Source organism: Streptomyces sp. NBC_01454, from assembly GCF_036227565.1.
Classification (GTDB): Bacteria; Actinomycetota; Actinomycetes; order Streptomycetales; family Streptomycetaceae; genus Streptomyces.
The window spans coordinates 1,484,868-1,500,971 of the sequence record NZ_CP109460.1 but is presented as its reverse complement, the minus strand read 5'-3'; the positions used below and the strand labels follow the sequence as shown (position 1 = coordinate 1,500,971).

The window sequence follows — 16,104 nt, the reverse complement described above, 5'->3', positions numbered from 1 at the left end:
AGCCTCGCAGACCGGCCGGGCGGCTGCCCCCCCCGGACGGCCCGCCGGGCGACCGCGCGCCGCTCTCAGGCCGCCGCCCGGTGCCCCTTCGGCTCCGCGGCCGCGGTCGCGGCCTTGGTGACATCGGCGACCAGCTCGACGACATCGGGCCCGTACGCCTGCGAGTTGACCACCTTCAGCAGCAGACAGAACTGGCCCTCGGCGCCGTGCTTGCGGGCCAGTCGGGCCCGGTTGCGGACCAGGTGGCGGACCGCGGCCCGGTGGGTGACCGGGCGCTGGCCGGCCGCCAGGAACACCGGACGGTCCCCCTCACCGGCCCGCAGCCGGGCCAGCAGCACATACTCGACGGCGCCGGGCTCCATCCGGTACGCCGAGCCGCCGATGGTGAAGGTGCCGCGGCCCGCGCCGGATTCGTCGCCCGGATGCACCGCGACCCCCGGCAGCAGATTGGCCAGATGGGCCGCCAGCCTGCGGTGCGCGGTCGGGTCGCCGACACAGAACTCGGTGCGTGCGCCGAAGCCCTGCAGCCCGGTGTCGTGCGGAGCGATCTCGGGGTGCGCACCGCAGTTCTCGACCACCGCGGCCAGCCCCAGCAGCGCCAGCGCGTCATGGCGCGGGATGCTCCAGTGCGCCGAGGAGCTGTCCCGGTGGGTGACCAGGACGCACTCCGAACCGTCCGGCAGCCCGAAGAACGCCTGTTCACGGCTCAGCTTGCGGCGGACGGCCGCCGACCGCACGGCCCAGCCGGCGGCCAGGCCCACCAGAAGGGCCGCGGCCGCGGTGGTCAGGAGCTGCAGGGTGTCGTCCATGGCCGGGGAGCGTAGCGGCAGTCCGGGTGCGTGTTCGAGGGCGGGAGGGGTGGCGGGGCGGCTTGTCCCGGTCCGTGCGGGCCTACCGGATCCGTACGCAAACGGGCAGCTGATGCGTACGCAATCGGGCGGCTGATCCGTACGGCCATGGGCGTACCGCCGCCGCGGCACCTCTGTCGGCGCGCTGTGCACACGAGTAGGCTCCGGCCCCTTGCCGCCCCTCGCAGGCCCCTGGAGGAACCCGGTATGACCAGAGTCCGACGCCTCACCGTCCTGGGAGCGGCCGCCGCGCTGGCCGGCTCCATGGTGGCGATTCCCGCCGCGGCCGGCTCCGCCGCGCCGCCGCACCCCGGCCGTGCGGCCCCGCACCGTGCCACCGCACCGCAGAAGGCCCCGGTCGCCGTCGGCTACGGCGGCGCCGTCTCCAGCGTCGACGCGGACGCCTCCGCCGCCGGCATCTCGGTGCTCAGGGCGGGCGGCAACGCCGTCGACGCCGCGGTCGCCACCGCCGCCGCCCTCGGGGTCACCGAGCCCTACTCCTCCGGCATCGGTGGCGGCGGCTACTTCGTGTCCTACGACGCCCGGTCGCACTCCATACGCACCCTCGACGGCCGGGAGACCGCCCCGCGCTCGGCCGGCAAGGACCTCTTCCTGGAGAACGGCACACCGCTGCCCTTCGACCAGGCCGTCACCAGCGGGCTGGGCGTCGGCACCCCGGGCACCCCCGCCACCTGGGACACCGCGCTGCGCACCTGGGGCACCCGGTCCCTGGGCCAGGTGCTGGGCCCCGCCCGCAAGCTGGCCGCCGACGGTTTCACCGTCGATGCGACCTTCCGCCAACAGACCGCGGACAACGAGGCGCGCTTCCGGGACTTCCCGGCGACCGCCGGCCTCTTCCTTCCCGGCGGCAAGCTGCCGGCCGTCGGCTCGACCCTGAAGAACCCGGATCTGGCGCACACCTACGGGAAGTTGGCGACGAAGGGCGTCGGCGCGCTCTACGACGGCGCGCTGGGCCGCGACCTCGTCCGTGCCGTCCGCAAACCGCCGGTGCGCCCCGGCTCCACCCGCCAGGTGCGGCCCGGCAGGCTGACCACGGCCGACCTGCGCGCCTACCGCGCCCTGAGCCAGGCGCCGACGCACACCCGCTACCGCGGCCTCGACGTCTACGGCATGGCACCGTCCTCCTCCGGCGGCACCACCGTCGCCGAGGCGCTCAACATCCTGGAGAAGAGCGATCTCTCCCACCTGAGCGAGAAGCAGTATCTGCACCGGTACCTGGAGGCGAGCCGGATCGCCTTCGCCGACCGCGGCCGCTGGGTCGGCGACCCGGCGCAGGAGGACGTACCGACCAAGGGCCTCACCTCCCAGCGGTTCGCCGACTCCCGGGCCTGCCTGATCCGCGACGACAAGGCCCTGACCAGCCCGCTGGCGCCCGGCGACCCGCGTCACCCCACGCCCTGCGGCAGCGCCGGCAAGGCCGCTCCGACGACGTACGAGGGGCAGAACACCACCCATCTGACCGTCGCCGACAAGTGGGGCAACGTCGTCGCCTACACCCTGACCATCGAACAGACCGGCGGCAGCGGCATCGTCGTCCCGGGCCGCGGCTTCCTGCTCAACAACGAGCTCACCGACTTCTCCTTCGCGCCCGCCGACCCGGCCGTCCATGACCCGAACCTGCCCGGCCCCGGCAAGCGGCCGCGGTCGTCCATCTCGCCGACGATCGTGCTGCGGCACGGCCGGCCGGTGGTGGCGCTCGGCTCGCCCGGCGGCGCGACCATCATCACCACCGTGCTGCAGACCCTGGTCAACCACCTCGACCGGGGGATGCCGCTGGCCGACGCCATCGCCGCGCCGCGTGCCAGCCAGCGCAACGCGGCACAGACCGAACTCGAACCCGCCCTGTGGAACAGCCCGCTGCGCACCCAACTCGAAGCGCTCGGCCACGCCTTCAAGCAGAACCCGGAGATCGGGGCGGCCACCGGCGTCCAGCGGCTGCCGGGCGGCCGCTGGCTGGCCGCGGCCGAGAAGGTACGGCGCGGCGGCGGCTCGGCGATGGTCGTCCACCCGCAGTGACGGCGCCGGCGGGGGCGTCCGGTCCACGCCGCGAGCGGTGGATCCCGGACGACACACCACCGGTACCCGCCCGGCCCCTGTGTGCCGTCCGTGTGTCGTCGATGTGCCGCACCGCGCGGCACCGTTGATGGTGATCGAGGTGGCGATTAGCCTCCTGGGACCGTTCGTTCGAATGAGCGGTCCCAGGGAGGGCACGCAGCGTGAGCGTTGACGAGAGCCAGGACAGCGAGACCGGGACGGCCCCGGCCCGGCACACCGGTGCACCGGCCGGGGAGTTGGAGGGCCTCGCCGAGCAGGCGCGGGCGCTGGCCGAAGGGCGGGTGACCTCGACCGCGCTGGTACGGCGGGCGCTGGAGCGCATCTCGGCCACCCAGGGCACGGTCAACGCCTTCCGGCGGGTGCGGGCCGAGGCGGCGCCGGCGGAGGCCGCGGAGGCCGACCGCAGGCTGGCGGCCGGGGAGCGGCTGCCGCTGCTCGGAGTGCCGGTCGCGGTCAAGGACGACACCGATGTGGCGGGCGAGCCGACCGCGTTCGGCTGCGCCGGCGAGTTCCCGCCCAAGGAGCGCGACGCCGAGGTCGTCCGGCGGCTGCGCGCGGCCGGCGCGATCATCGTCGGCAAGACCAACGCCTGCGAACTGGGGCAGTGGCCGTTCACCGAGGGCCCGGCCTTCGGCAACACCTGTAACCCCTGGAACCTCGCCCACACCCCGGGCGGCTCGTCCGGCGGCTCGGCCGCGGCGGTCGCGGCCGGGCTGGTGCCGGCCGCGCTCGGCACCGACGGCGCCGGCTCGGTCCGCATCCCCGCCGCCTGGTCCCATCTCGTCGGCATCAAACCCCAGCGCGGCCGCATCTCCACCTGGCCGGACCCCGAGTCCTTCCAGGGCATCACCGGCATCGGACCGCTGGCCCGTACCGTCGAGGACGCGGCGCTGCTGCTGGACGTGGCCAGCGGCAACCACGACGGCGATCTGCACCGGCCGCCCGCCATCGCGGCCCGTGAGGCGGCCGGCCGCGACCCGGGCCGGCTGCGGATCGCGCTGTCCTGGAAGGCGGCCCTCACCTTCACCCGCAAACCGCTGCACCCCGATGTCCGGGCCGCGGTGACCGGGCTCGCCCACACCCTGGCGCGCCTGGGGCACTTCGTCGAGGAGGCCGAACCGGACTACGGGCTGGTCGGGCTCGCCTTCGTGCCGCGCGCCACGGCCGGTGTGGGGGAGTGGGCGGACCGGGTCCCCGACCGCGCCCTGCTGGACCGCCGTACCCGGGGAGCGGCGCGGATGGGCCGGCTGCTGGGCGGCCCCGTGCTGCGCCGGGCACGCGCCGTCGAACGGCGCCAACAGTCCCGCATCGGCGCGCTGTTCGGCCCCTACGACGTCCTGCTGACGCCGACCACCGCCACCCCGCCCCCGCGCATCGGCACCCTCGCCAAGCTCAACGGCTGGCGTACGGATCAGGCCATGATCGCTGCCTGCCCGTACGCCTGGCCGTGGAACGTCCTCGGCTGGCCGGGCGTGAGTGTGCCCGCGGGATTCAGCGCCGGCGGTCTGCCGCTGGGGGCCCAGCTGCTCGGTCCGGCCCACGCGGAGCCCCTGCTGATCTCGCTGGCCGCCCAGCTCGAGGACGATCTGCGCTGGCACGAGCGGCGCCCGCCCGGACACCCGGCGCCGCTCGACGGCGTACCGCGCTGAGCCTCAGCCGAGCAGCGCGCGGATGGCCTCGGCGGTGTCGGTCTCGCCGAGCCGCGGGAAGACCTTCTCCACGCTGTTGCGGTGCGCCTCGGGATCCAGGTCGGTCACCGCGTCGGTGGCGACGGTGACGTGGTAGCCGTGCTCGTGCGCGGCACGGGCGGTGGACTCGACCCCGATGCTGGTGGCGATGCCGGCGAGCACGACCTGGGTGACACCGCGGCGGCGCAGCTCCAGGTCCAGGTTCGTGCCGTGGAAGGCGCCCCACTGCTGCTTGGTGACGAGGATGTCGCCGTCCTGCCGGTCGAGCTCGGGCACCAGCTCCGCCCAGTCGGCGGGCGGGGTGCCGCCCGGCCGCGGTGACTCGGTGCGGCCCGGCGCCCCGCCCGTGACGTTCACCAGGACGACGGGCAGCCGGTGGGCCCGGAAGGCGGCGGCCAGCCGGGCGCCGCGCCCGATGACCTCGGCGGAGGGCACCGGGGCACAGGGCAGACCGGCGATGCCCCGCTGCAGGTCGATCAGTATCAGGGCGGAGGTGGCATCGAGAGTGGTGGCGGGCACGGGTGCTCCTTGGGTGGTGACGGATGGTGACGCTATGACGGGTGTGACTGTGGTGGCCGTGGTGGCCGGGGGACCGATGGCCGGATTCAGCCGCCGGCCCCGGTCCGGGAGGTGCCGGGCCGCAGGCTGCGGTCGGCGAGGGTCAGGGCGAGCAGCAGCAGACCGAGCACGACGCCGATCAGGGCGATCTCGTGCAGCCCGGAGTCCGAGGCGCGCTGCCCGTACAGCAGCCCGATGAGGCCGGCCGCGGTGATGGCGCCGAGATACTGGGCGGTGCGCTGGAGCCCGGCGGCCGCACCCACGCCGTCGGCCGGGGCCTGGGCGTAGACGGCGGCCTGGTTGCCGGTCGAGGACAGGCCCTGCGGGATGCCGAACAGCGCCCCGGCACACAGCAGCGCGAGCAGCGGGCCGGTGCCCTGCAACAGGAGGAAGACCCCGCTGCCCAGGGCGAGACAGGCCGCGGCGAGGGTCAGCGGAGCGCGGATGCCCCGCGTCCGGGCGCCTGCGAGCGAGCAGGCCGCGGCCGCCAGGGACATCGGCAGCATGATCAGCCCGGCCTGGAAGGACGACGCGCCGTGCACCTGCTCCAGCCACTGGCTGAAGCCGTACAGCACGCAGTAGATGACGAGATAGGCCAGTCCGTGACGGAGGTAGGTGCGCACCAGCGCGCCGTTACGGGCGAGCATCCGCAGGTCGATGAAGGGCGCGGGGTGGCGCAGCTGCCACCACACCAGGACGCCCGCGAGCACCCCGGCCGGCGCCAGCAGCAGCCACTGCGGGTCCGCCAGCCGCAGCAGGAAGGCCATGGCGCAGGTCAGTGCCGCGGCGAACAGGATGATGCCCAGCGGGTCGAGGGAGCCGGACGATGTCCGGGCGCCTCCGGGCCGGGCGTCCGGCCGGTCGGCGGGGAGCCGGCACAGTGCGCCGAGCAGCGCGAGCAGGGCGAGCGGGACGTTCACCGCGAACACCGCGCGCCAGCCCGCGGTCGCGGCCAGCAGCCCGCCGAGCGTGGGACCGACGGCCGCGCTGCCCAGCGCGGCGAGGGAGAGCCGGCCGAGCACCCGGCGAGGGGTGGGGAGGCCGGTCCGCCGTGACTCGGCGCGCAGGACCGCCATCGCGGCGGGGTAGGCGGCCGCGGTGCCGATCCCGAGCACCACCCGAGAGACGATCAGCAGCGCGAAGCTGGGGGCGCACGCGCCGAGGACGCCCGCCGCGCAGACGGTCAGCGCACCGGCGACGAACACCCGGCGCGGCCCGATGCGGTCGCCGAGCCGCCCCATCGACGGCTGGCCCACCGCGCTGGCGAGGTACATCGCGGAGATCAGCCAGGCGGTGTCGGCGGCGCCGACGTGGAAGTCCTGCCCGATCGCCACCAGCGCGGTGGCGATCATCGTCGAGTTGATGGGGTTCAGCAGCGAGCCGAGCAGCAGGGGCGCCATCAGCCGGGCGCCGAAGGCGGGACCGGAACCGGGGCCCGAGGGGGGCGCCCCGGGGCCGGTCGCCGCACCGGCGTCCTGCGGCGGGGCGACGCCCGCGGGCGGTATGGCCGCCTCCGGTGCCGCGCTGCCCCGTGCGGGGGTGGGGATGTCGTTCATTGCGGCATCAGCCGCCGCATCAGCTCGGTGGCCGTCGCGAGGGTCCGCTGCTCCTCGGGGGTCAGCCGGTCGGCGATGGCCACCGCCAGCCAGTTGTGCTTGGCCTGGCGCACGACGGCGAGCATCCGGCGGCCCTCCTCGGTGAGGGAGAAGACGACCTGGCGGCCGTCCGTCGGATGCGGGCTGCGGGTGAGGACGCCGCGCTCCTCCAGCGCCCCGACGGTCGCCCGCATGGACTGCGGGCGGACCCGTTCGGCGCGGGCCAGGGCGGCGATGGTGGCCTCGCCCTCGGCGTCGATGCGGGAGATCGCCGAGCGCTGGCTCGGGGTGAGCTCGCCGTGCGGCGAGGCGATGCGCATCTGCCGCATGAGCAGGGAGACGGCGGAGCCCAGCTCCGTCGCGAGGCGTTCGAGGTCCTTTTCCGGCATGCCTCCAGCGTAGAATATCGACAGGTGAACTTGCAAGTTTGCCTGTCGATATCCGGTCAATATTCCCGGGAGGCGCACGGGCGCGCCACGGGGGAGATGGTCTTGCCACGGTGCGTGACGGGGCTTACGGTCACCTCCACCCGCGTAGATCCCCGCGCGGGCTGCAGGCTGACGCATCGACAAAGGAGCAGCTCATGGCCGATGTTGTGCGTGCCGCACTGGTCCAGGCCACCTGGACCGGCGACACCGAATCGATGATCGCGAAGCATGAGGAGTACGCCAGAGCGGCGGCCGCGCAGGGCGCGAAGGTGATCGGCTTCCAGGAGGTCTTCAACGCTCCGTACTTCTGCCAGGTGCAGGAGCCCGAGCACTACCGCTGGGCCGAGCCGGTGCCCGACGGCCCGACCGTCCGGCGGATGCAGGACCTGGCCCGCGAGACCGGCATGGTCATCGTCGTCCCCGTCTTCGAGGTCGAACAGTCCGGCTTCTACTACAACACCGCCGCCGTCATCGACGCCGACGGCACCTTCCTGGGCGCCTATCGCAAGCACCACATTCCGCAGGTCAAGGGCTTCTGGGAGAAGTACTACTTCAAGCCGGGCAACATCGGCTGGCCGGTCTTCGACACCGCCGTCGGCAAGGTCGGCGTCTACATCTGCTACGACCGCCACTTCCCGGAGGGCTGGCGGCAGCTGGGCCTCAACGGCGCCCAGCTGGTCTACAACCCCTCCGCCACCTCCCGCGGCCTGTCCGCCTACCTGTGGCAGCTGGAGCAGCCCGCGGCCGCGGTCGCCAACGAGTACTTCATCGCGGCGATCAACCGGGTCGGCGTCGAGGAGTACGGCGACAACGACTTCTACGGCACCAGCTACTTCGTCGACCCCCGGGGACAGTTCGTCGGCGAGCTCGCCAGTGACTCCAAGGAGGAACTGGTCATCCGCGACCTCGACTTCTCCCTGATCGACGAGGTCCGCCAGCAGTGGGCCTTCTACCGCGACCGCCGCCCCGACGCGTACGACGGGCTGGTGCAGCCGTGACCCAGCAGCCCCACGAGCCGGCGAGCCTGCACGCCCGCCACCAGGCCGTCCTGCCCTCCTGGCTCAGCCTCTACTACGAGCGGCCGCTCGAACTCACCCACGGCGAGGGCCGGCACGTCTGGGACTCCGACGGCAACCGCTACCTCGACTTCTTCGGCGGCATCCTCACCACCATGACGGCCCATGCGCTGCCCGAGGTGACCAAGGCCGTCAGCGAGCAGGCCGGCCGCATCATCCACACCTCGACGCTCTATCTCTCCCGCCCCATGGTCGACCTGGCCGAGCGGATCGTGGCGCTGTCCGGCATCCCCGACGCCCGGGTCTTCTTCACCACCTCCGGCACGGAGGCCAACGACGCGGCCCTGCTGCTGGCCACCACGCACCGCCGCTCCAACCAGATCCTGGCGATGCGCAACAGCTACCACGGCCGCTCCTTCTCCACCGTCGGCATCACCGGCAACCAGAGCTGGTCGCCGACCAGCCTCTCGCCGCTGCAGACCCTCTATGTGCACGGCGGGGTGCGCAGCCGCGGCCCGTACGCCGCGATGAGCGACGCCGAGTACACCGCGGCCTGCGTCGCCGACCTGGAGGACATGCTCCAGCAGACCGCGGGCGGCGTCGCCGCGCTGATCGCCGAGCCGGTCCAGGGCATCGGCGGGTTCACCATGCCGCCGGACGGCCTGTACGCCGCCTTCCGCGAGGTGCTCGCCCGGCACGGCATCCTCTGGATCAGCGACGAGGTGCAGACCGGCTGGGGCCGCACCGGCGACCACTTCTGGGGCTGGCAGGCGCACGCCGAGAACGGCCCGCCGGACCTGCTCACCTTCGCCAAGGGCATCGGCAACGGCATGGCCATCGGCGGCGTGGTGGCCCGCGCCGAGGTGATGAACTCGCTCACCGCGAACTCCATCTCCACCTTCGGCGGCAGCCCCGTCACCATGGCCGCGGGCCTCGCCAACCTCAACTACCTGCTCGAACACGATCTCCAGGGCAACGCCCGGCGGGTCGGCGGACTGCTCATCGAACGGCTGCGGGCGGTGACCGCCGGCCTCGACGTCGTACGGGAAGTGCGCGGCCGCGGCCTGATGATCGGCATCGAACTCGTCCGTCCCGGCACCGACGAGCGCGCGCCCGAGGCCGCGTCACTGGTGATGGAGGCCGCCCGGGAGCGCGGTCTGCTGGTCGGCAAGGGAGGCCAGGGCGGCGCCTCGCTGCGCATCGCGCCCCCGATGACGCTGACCGTCGCCGAGGCGGAAGAGGGCGCGGCACTGCTCGCGGACGCCCTCCAGGCGGCCCAGGGGATGCTGACGCCGTCCTAGGTGCGCGCTTGCGGCAGGGCCCGGCCGGGGTCGGTGTCCTCGCTCCGGCTCCGGCCGTGTCCCGGGCCGGGCCCGCGGGCCCGGCCGGACGGGACCGCGCGCACACGGCCTACGCCCGCGCCGCCGACTCCCGGACCGTCTCGGCCACCAGGGTGAGGAAGCGGGTGTGCGCCCGCCGGCTGCACGGGGCCTCCGGGTTCCACGGCAGCAGCCGGGCCCGGGCCTCGATCGCGCGCCAGTGTTCATCGGTGCGCAGCTCCCCGGGCCGCGCGGCGTTGCCCCGCACATCCATCAGCACGATGTCCGGGTCCATCGCCGCGGCGTCCGCCCAGCCGACCGTGGTCCAGTTCAGCCCGGCCCCCGCCGCCGGCTCCAGCAGACCCACCCCGTGTTCGGTCAGTGCCCGCAGCTCCGGCCACGAGCCGGGCCGCGCCAGATGCACCCGCTCGGGACCCGCGGGCGACAGCGCCAGCACCCGCGGCCGTACCGCGCCGCCGGCCGCCTGCCGCAGGGCGTCCTCCGCGGCGTCCAACTCACGTGCGGTGCCGAGGGGTTCGCCGCGGCCCAGCGAGCCGGCGAGCGCCGCGAACCGTTCGCGCACCTCGGCCAGGCTGCGGCCGGGGCCCACCGCGACCGTGGCGAGCGGGACATGCGTCTCCAGCTCCTGCGCCGTCTTCTGCTCCAGCCCGTAGACCTGCTCGCCGTCGTAGGTCACCGCCACCACCAGATCCGGCTCGGCCGCCAGCACGGCGTCCGGGTGCAGCGCGTGGCCCGCGCCGAGGTAGTCGATCTCGGCGAGCGGCAGCTCCCCGCTCTTGGCGGGGTCGGGGGCGGCGCCGTCGTGCGGGGACCCGAACAGCCCCACGGGTCGTATCCCGTGGTCCCACAGCGTCGCCCCCGCCTGTATGTACGCCACGATCCGGTACGGCCGCTCCCCGGCCACCGCGAGTCGCCCCCGGTCGTCGGAGAACTCCCACGGTGTGCTCTGGTCCATGACCTGCCGCCTTCCGCGTCGTCCGTCAGGGTGCCGTACCGCCCGCCCGCGAGGGTCCCCGCCCGCGTCGGCGGATATCTGCCCATCGCGCCACCCCCGCACCCCTCCGGCCCCCGCCGTGCGCGCGTTCAACCGTCCAGCTGATCGTGGGCGCAACACGACCGTCGCCACTGATTCACGGTCACGGTATTGCCACCGTGGGTGACATGCTTCTACGGTCTCCCTCTCGGCCGGAATCTACGGGTGTAGACCGGTGGTGACGTGGCGTCAGCGGAGCGGACCTGCCGAGGGGACGGTGCGCGTCGGGCTCCGCCTTCCGGTGCCACACGGATGTCGTTGATGCGGAAGGGAGCAGGGATGGTGGGACGTACGCTCATCCGGGGCGGACTGGTGATCACCGCCGCCGATGAGATCCACGCCGATGTCCTGGTGGAGGAGGGCCGGATCGCCGCCCTCGCCGCACACGGCAGTCCCGGCGCGGAGAGCTGGGCCGGGGCGGCGGACCGGGTCCTCGACGCCACCGGCAAATATGTCATTCCGGGCGGCGTCGACGCACACACCCACCTGGACTTCCCCTTCGGCGGGACCTTCTCCTCCGACAACTTCGAGACCGGGACCCGCGCCGCGGCCTGGGGCGGCACCACCACCCTCATCGACTTCGCGGTGCAGTCCCGCGGCAAGTCGCTCCGCGACGGCCTGGACACCTGGCACGGCAAGTCCGACGCCCAATGCGCCATCGACTACGCGTTCCACATGATCCTCTCGGACGTCAACGAGCACACCCTCAAGGAGCTGGACCTCCTGGTGGCGGAGGGCGTCACCTCCTTCAAACTGTTCACCGCCTACCCCGGGGTCTTCTACAGCGACGACGGGCAGATCCTGCGGGCCATGCAGCGCTCGGCCGACAACGGCGGGCTGGTGATGATGCACGCCGAGAACGGCATCGCCATCGACGTCCTGGTCGAACAGGCGCTGGCCGAGGGGAAGACCGACCCGCGCTACCACGGCGAGGTCCGCCGGGTCCTCCTCGAGGCCGAGGCCACCCACCGCACCATCCAGCTGGCGCGGGTCGCCGGCGCACCGCTCTACGTCGTCCACGTCTCCGCCGAGGAGGCCCTCGCCGAGATCGCCCAGGCCCGCGACAAGGGGCTGAACGTCTTCGGCGAGACCTGCCCGCAGTATCTGTTCCTGTCCACCGACAACCTCGCCGAGCCGGACTTCGAGGGCGCCAAGTACGTCTGCTCCACACCGCTGCGGCCCCGTGAGCACCAGGAGGCGCTGTGGCGGGGGCTGCGCACCAACGACCTCCAGGTGGTCTCCACCGACCACTGCCCCTTCTGCTTCCAGGGGCAGAAGGAGCTCGGCCGCGGTGACTTCTCCAAGATCCCCAACGGGATGCCGGGTGTGGAGCACCGGATGGACCTCCTCCACCAGGGTGTCGTGGAGGGCCGGATCAGCCGCCGGCGCTGGATCGAGATCGCCTGCGCCACCCCGGCGCGGATGTTCGGCCTCTACCCGAAGAAGGGCACCATCGCCCCCGGTGCCGACGCCGACATCGTCCTCTACGACCCCACCGCCGAGCAGACCCTCTCCGCCGAGACCCACCACATGAACGTCGACTACTCGCCGTACGAGGGCAAGCGGCTCACCGGCCGGGTGGAGACGGTCCTCTCCCGGGGTGAACTCGTCATCGACCGGCGGGAGTTCACCGGGCACGCGGGGCACGGCCAGTACATCCCGCGCGGCACCTGCCAGTACCTCATCTAAGGAGCCCGCCGTGGATTTCGGACTCGTTCTGCAGGCCGACCCGCCCGCTTCCGCCGTCGTCTCCCTGATGCGCCGGGCCGAGCGCAACGGCTTCCGTTACGGCTGGACCTTCGACTCGGCCGTCCTGTGGCAGGAGCCGTTCGTCATCTACAGCCGCATCCTGGACCACACCGAGCGGCTGATCGTCGGCCCGATGGTCACCAACCCCTCCACCCGCACCCCCGAGGTCACCGCCTCCACCTTCGCCACCCTCAACGAGATGTACGGCAACCGCACCGTCTGCGGCATCGGCCGCGGCGACTCCGCGATGCGGGTGGCCGGGCGGCCGCCCAACACCCTGGCCCGGCTGGGCGAGGCGATCGGCGTCATCCGCGACCTCGCCGAGGGACGGGCGGCGGACGTCGGCGGCCACCGGGTCCAGATCCCCTGGATCACGAACGGCAAGCTGCCGGTCTGGATGGGCGCCTACGGTCCCAAGGCCCTCGCGATGGCGGGCGAGCTGGCGGACGGCTTCATCCTCCAGCTCGCCGACCCCTTCCTCACCGAGTGGATGGTCAAGGCCGTACGGCAGGCCGCGGCGGATGCCGGACGCGACCCGGCCGAGGTCACCATCTGCGTCGCCGCACCCGCGTATGTGGGCGACGACCTCGACCACGCCCGCGCGCAGTGCCGCTGGTTCGGCGGCATGGTCGGCAACCACGTCGCCGACCTCGTCGCACGCTACGGCGAGCGCTCCGGGCTGGTCCCGGAGGAGCTGACCGAATACATCAAGGCCCGTGAGGGCTACGACTACGCCCAGCACGGCCGGGCCGGCAGCCCGCACGCCGACTTCGTCCCGGACGCCGTCATCGACCGCTTCTGCCTGCTCGGCCCGGTCGCCGCGCACCGCGAGCGGCTGGAACAGCTCAAGGCGCTGGGCGTGGACCAGTTCGCGGTCTACGCCATGCACGACGCCAAGGAATCCACCATCGACGCCTACGGAACAGAGCTGATTCCCGCGTTCGCCTGAACGGGCGGCGGGGCGCGGCACCTTACGGCCGCGGGACCGGGTGGCGGCGGTGTCCGGCCGCCGGACCGGGCCCCGCGGGCCGACGCCCCGTCCCGCCGCCCGGCCGCCGGCGGCCCGTACCCGGACGAAAGGCCCCCGTATGCCCGCTACCCCCTCACCCGTGCCGCCGGACCTCCCCATAGCGCCGCCCGGGCAGCTCACCGCCCCGGACGGCCGCGTCGAACCCGCACCGGGCGCCATCGCCCTGCACGGCCGCTACGTCAACGACGACCTGCGGCCCGTCCCCCTGGCCGAACGCCGCTGGACCACCTACAACTTCACCGCCCTGTGGGTCGGCATGGCCCACAACATCCCCTCCTGGACGCTCGCCTCCGGCCTGGTCGCGCTCGGCATGGACTGGCTGCAGGCGGTCTTCACCATCGCCCTGGCCAACGTCGTCGTCCTGGTCCCGATGCTGCTCACCGGACACGCGGGCCCCAAGTACGGCATCCCCTTCCCCGTCCTGGCCCGGGCGTCGTTCGGGCTGCGCGGCGCCAACCTGCCCGCGCTGGTGCGTGCCGCCGTGGCCTGCTGCTGGTTCGGCATCCAGACCTGGATCGGCGGCCAGGGCATCTACATCCTGCTGGGCAAGATCTTCGGCGGTGGCTGGGCCGAGGCGGCCTCCGTCGGCGGCTACCCCTGGACCCTCTGGTTCTGCTTCCTGGTCTTCTGGGCCGTCGAACTCGCCATCATCCACCGGGGCATGGAGACCCTGCGCCGCTTCGAGAACTGGGCCGCGCCCTTCGTCCTCGTCGGCGCGCTGGCGCTGCTGGGCTGGATGGCGTACAAGGCGGGCGGCTTCGGTCCGCTCCTGGACCAGCCGAGCGCACTGGGCTGGGGCCACGACTTCTGGAAGGTCTTCTTCCCCTCCCTCATGGGCATGATCGGCTTCTGGGCCACCCTGTCCCTCAACATCCCCGACTTCACCCGCTTCGGCGCCGGACAGCGGGCCCAGGTCTGGGGACAGACCCTGGGCCTGCCGACCACGATGACGGCGTTCGCCCTGCTCTCGGTCCTGGTCACCTCCGGCTCACAGGCGGTGTACGGGACGCCGATCTGGGACCCGGTCGCCCTGGCCGGGAAGTCCGACAGCGTCTTCGGCCTGCTCTTCGCGCTGGTCACGGTCCTGATCGCGACGATCTCCGTCAACATCGCCGCCAATGTGGTCTCGCCCGCCTACGACCTGGCCCATCTGGCGCCGAAGCTCATCACCTTCCGCCGGGGTGCGCTGATCACCGGCGTGGTCGGCGTGGTCATCCTGCCGTGGAAGCTCACCGCCACCCCCGAGCTGTACATCTTCACCTGGCTCGGGGTGGTCGGCGGGCTGCTCGGCACGGTCGCCGGCATCCTCATCGCCGACTACTGGATCATCCGCCGCACCGTCCTGGACCTCGCCGACCTCTACCGTCCCGGCGGCCGCTACTGGTACGCGGCCGGCTGGAACTGGCGGGCCGTCCTCGCCTTCGCCGTCGGCGGACTGCTCGCGGTCGGCGGCTCGTACTCCCGCCCCGGCAAGGGCCCGTTCCCCACCGACGGCCTGATCCCGTTCCTCAGACCACTGGCCGACTACGGCTGGGCGGTCGGCCTGTGCACCGCCCTGGCTCTCTACACGCTGCTCATGACCGCCGCACCCGGACACGGCCGCCGGCCGGCCTGACATCGGCCGTCGGACACCCACCCGGACATCGCACCGGGACACCCCACAGGGAGGAAGCACCGTGCACGGTGAATACAAGGTGCCGGGCGGCAAGCTCGTGGTGGTCGATCTGGAAGTCGTGGACGGCGCGCTGCGTCAGGTGCGGGTCTCCGGGGACTTCTTCCTGGAACCCGACGAGGCACTGTCGGACATCAACCGCTCCCTGGAGGGCGCCGCCGCCGACACCGACGCGCGCGTACTGGCGGCCCGGATCGACGCGGCCCTTCCTGCCGGTGCCGTGCTGTTCGGCTTCAGCAGCGAGGCCGTGGGAATCGCCGTGCGCCGCGCGCTCGCGGGTGCCACGGACTGGACGGACCACGACTGGCAGATCCTTCACGACGGCCCCCAACACCCCGCGCTCCACATGGCGTTGGACGAGGTCCTGACGACCGAGGTCGCGACGGGCCGCCGCCCGCCGACGCTGCGGGTATGGGAATGGGACCGCCCCGCCGTGATCATCGGCAGCTTCCAGTCGCTGCGCAACGAGGTCGACCCCGGCGGAGCCGAGAAACACGGCGTGACGGTCGTGCGGCGGATCTCCGGCGGCGGCGCCATGTTCGTGGAGCCGCAGAGCACCATCACGTACTCGCTGAGCGTGCCGCAGACGCTGGTGCAGGGGCTGTCGTTCGCCGAGAGCTACGCCTACCTGGACGACTGGGTGCTGGGCGCGCTCGGCGACATGGGCATCACGGCTTGGTACAAGCCGCTCAACGACATCGCGACGGACGCCGGGAAGATCGCGGGGGCGGCGCAGAAACGGGTGGTGACGGGCGCGGGGGCGGTGCTGCACCACGTCACGATGGCGTACGACATCGATGCGGAGAAGATGGTCGAGGTGCTGCGGATCGGCCGGGAGAAGCTGTCGGACAAGGGCATCGCCAGCGCCAGGAAGCGGGTGGATCCGCTGCGCCGCCAGACCGGACTGCCGCGCGCCGAGGTCATCGACCGGATGATCGCGTCGTTCCGGGCACGCTTCGGCGGGTCGGACGGCACGGTCTCGGACGCGGAACTGACCCGTGCCCGGCAGCTGGCCGCGGACAAGTTCAGCTCCCGGGAGTGGACGGCGCGCGTGCCCTGACAGGGGTGGGG

At 73.1% G+C, this 16,104-nt stretch carries 13 protein-coding genes; 8 read left to right on the top strand and 5 right to left on the bottom strand.

Going from position 1 to position 16,104, the window contains the following annotated elements:
* Positions 1-65: 65 nt before the first annotated feature.
* A complete protein-coding gene (locus OIU81_RS06390) occupies positions 66-809 on the bottom strand; it encodes a hypothetical protein (RefSeq protein WP_329144729.1) in 744 nt (247 codons plus the stop codon).
* Positions 810-1,055: 246 nt separating this feature from the next.
* Here OIU81_RS06390 and ggt point away from each other — a divergent pair, with 246 nt between their 5' ends.
* Positions 1,056-2,885, top strand: coding sequence for a gamma-glutamyltransferase (gene ggt, locus OIU81_RS06385; RefSeq protein WP_329144727.1), 1,830 nt, complete (start codon positions 1,056-1,058; stop codon positions 2,883-2,885).
* A gap of 200 nt (positions 2,886-3,085) precedes the next feature.
* Entirely contained in the window at positions 3,086-4,573 is a 1,488-nt protein-coding gene (locus tag OIU81_RS06380; protein ID WP_329144724.1) for an amidase, read from the top strand.
* Positions 4,574-4,576: 3 nt separating this feature from the next.
* Here OIU81_RS06380 and OIU81_RS06375 read toward each other — a convergent pair whose 3' ends face one another.
* From OIU81_RS06375 to OIU81_RS06365, 3 genes are all read right to left on the bottom strand, one after another.
* Positions 4,577-5,131 (bottom strand): isochorismatase family protein, encoded by a 555-nt coding sequence (locus OIU81_RS06375; protein WP_329144722.1) that lies wholly within the window; start codon positions 5,129-5,131, stop codon positions 4,577-4,579.
* Between the two features lie 86 nt (positions 5,132-5,217).
* Complete coding sequence (locus OIU81_RS06370; RefSeq protein ID WP_329144720.1) at positions 5,218-6,726, bottom strand: MFS transporter; 1,509 nt, start codon at positions 6,724-6,726, stop codon at positions 5,218-5,220.
* On the bottom strand, positions 6,723-7,154 hold the full coding sequence (locus OIU81_RS06365; protein WP_329144718.1) for a MarR family winged helix-turn-helix transcriptional regulator: 432 nt from the start codon (positions 7,152-7,154) through the stop codon (positions 6,723-6,725). The genes OIU81_RS06370 and OIU81_RS06365 overlap by 4 nt, the downstream gene beginning before the upstream one ends.
* 194 nt (positions 7,155-7,348) lie before the next feature.
* Here OIU81_RS06365 and OIU81_RS06360 point away from each other — a divergent pair, with 194 nt between their 5' ends.
* A complete protein-coding gene (locus tag OIU81_RS06360; protein ID WP_329144716.1) occupies positions 7,349-8,191 on the top strand; it encodes a nitrilase-related carbon-nitrogen hydrolase in 843 nt (280 codons plus the stop codon).
* Positions 8,188-9,510, top strand: a complete 1,323-nt coding sequence (locus tag OIU81_RS06355; RefSeq protein WP_329144714.1) for an aspartate aminotransferase family protein — start codon at positions 8,188-8,190, stop codon at positions 9,508-9,510. The genes OIU81_RS06360 and OIU81_RS06355 overlap by 4 nt, the downstream gene beginning before the upstream one ends.
* Before the next feature lie 109 nt (positions 9,511-9,619).
* Here the strand turns inward: OIU81_RS06355 and OIU81_RS06350 are convergent, their stop codons facing one another.
* On the bottom strand, positions 9,620-10,504 hold the full coding sequence (locus OIU81_RS06350) for an ABC transporter substrate-binding protein (RefSeq protein WP_329144712.1): 885 nt from the start codon (positions 10,502-10,504) through the stop codon (positions 9,620-9,622).
* Positions 10,505-10,861: 357 nt separating this feature from the next.
* Between OIU81_RS06350 and hydA the strand changes: the two genes are divergently transcribed.
* The 4 genes from hydA to OIU81_RS06330 all read left to right on the top strand — a co-directional run bounded on the left by hydA (position 10,862) and on the right by OIU81_RS06330 (position 16,093).
* Positions 10,862-12,271, top strand: coding sequence for a dihydropyrimidinase (gene hydA / locus OIU81_RS06345; protein ID WP_329144710.1), 1,410 nt, complete (start codon positions 10,862-10,864; stop codon positions 12,269-12,271).
* Between the two features lie 10 nt (positions 12,272-12,281).
* Positions 12,282-13,280: a TIGR03842 family LLM class F420-dependent oxidoreductase gene (locus OIU81_RS06340; RefSeq protein WP_329144708.1), complete on the top strand. Its 999-nt coding sequence runs from the start codon at positions 12,282-12,284 to the stop codon at positions 13,278-13,280.
* Positions 13,281-13,419: 139 nt separating this feature from the next.
* Positions 13,420-14,976, top strand: coding sequence for an NCS1 family nucleobase:cation symporter-1 (locus OIU81_RS06335; protein ID WP_329144706.1), 1,557 nt, complete (start codon positions 13,420-13,422; stop codon positions 14,974-14,976).
* A gap of 61 nt (positions 14,977-15,037) precedes the next feature.
* Positions 15,038-16,093 carry a lipoate--protein ligase family protein gene (locus tag OIU81_RS06330; protein WP_329144704.1) on the top strand — a complete coding sequence of 352 codons (1,056 nt, stop codon included), beginning with the start codon at positions 15,038-15,040 and terminating at the stop codon, positions 16,091-16,093.
* Positions 16,094-16,104: the final 11 nt, after the last annotated feature.

Bases quoted from the DNA above. Each gene is read 5' to 3' on its own strand.
- ggt (WP_329144727.1), top strand. From the start codon at position 1,056: ATGACCAGAGTCCGACGCCTCACCGTCCTGGGAGCGGCCGCCGCGCTG.
- OIU81_RS06390 (WP_329144729.1), bottom strand. From the start codon at position 809: ATGGACGACACCCTGCAGCTCCTGACCACCGCGGCCGCGGCCCTTCTG.
- OIU81_RS06365 (WP_329144718.1), bottom strand. From the start codon at position 7,154: ATGCCGGAAAAGGACCTCGAACGCCTCGCGACGGAGCTGGGCTCCGCC.
- OIU81_RS06360 (WP_329144716.1), top strand. From the start codon at position 7,349: ATGGCCGATGTTGTGCGTGCCGCACTGGTCCAGGCCACCTGGACCGGC.
- OIU81_RS06370 (WP_329144720.1), bottom strand. From the start codon at position 6,726: ATGAACGACATCCCCACCCCCGCACGGGGCAGCGCGGCACCGGAGGCG.
- OIU81_RS06335 (WP_329144706.1), top strand. From the start codon at position 13,420: ATGCCCGCTACCCCCTCACCCGTGCCGCCGGACCTCCCCATAGCGCCG.
- hydA (WP_329144710.1), top strand. From the start codon at position 10,862: ATGGTGGGACGTACGCTCATCCGGGGCGGACTGGTGATCACCGCCGCC.
- OIU81_RS06350 (WP_329144712.1), bottom strand. From the start codon at position 10,504: ATGGACCAGAGCACACCGTGGGAGTTCTCCGACGACCGGGGGCGACTC.